We start from the raw sequence: 501 nt of genomic DNA on the forward strand, positions 1-501 counted from the left end.
CCGTTGCGAGCACCCGAACCGCGCCGCTGCTGCGTTCCAGGGACTCGATCTTCCAGTTGTCGACACCCGAGGTCGTCTGGTCATGGCCATTGACCGTCGAGGAACGCCAGACGATCCATCCGTCGGTGGCAGACCCGTCTTGCGGCTCGAAGTAGTCGTCGGGATCAGGGTCGGTCAGCTCATCCACAGTATCGGTGCCCAGAATCGCGGCACTGTAGGAGTTGATGCGCTCGGGAGTGGGGGAGAAGGAACCGAAGACGTGTGCGCGGTCAAGAGGGAAGGAAGCGATCCGGGAGAAGTCACCTCCCAAGCTCCAGCGATCGACGACGTCTGCGGGTACCTCGCTCCCGTCCGTCTCGATGACTTGGGTGTCGACCTGTTGTGTGCGTTCGGACGGACCAGCGGCGGGTGCCTCGATGTGGAAGGGCAGACCCAGATCGAACTCCACATCGTCCATGATGGGCGCCAGTTCCGGTAACGGTGTCTCCGGAGTGGTCGCGG

General features: G+C 63.1%; 1 protein-coding gene. It reads right to left on the bottom strand.

What is annotated here, in order from left to right; translation table 11 throughout:
• On the bottom strand, positions 1–448 hold a 448-nt coding region (locus tag FK530_RS25685; RefSeq protein WP_146489560.1), incomplete at its 3' end, for a hypothetical protein.
• Positions 449–501 lie beyond the last annotated feature (53 nt).

The sequence above is a fragment of the Tsukamurella conjunctivitidis genome (genome assembly GCF_007858475.1).
GTDB lineage: Bacteria > Actinomycetota > Actinomycetes > Mycobacteriales > Mycobacteriaceae > Tsukamurella > Tsukamurella conjunctivitidis.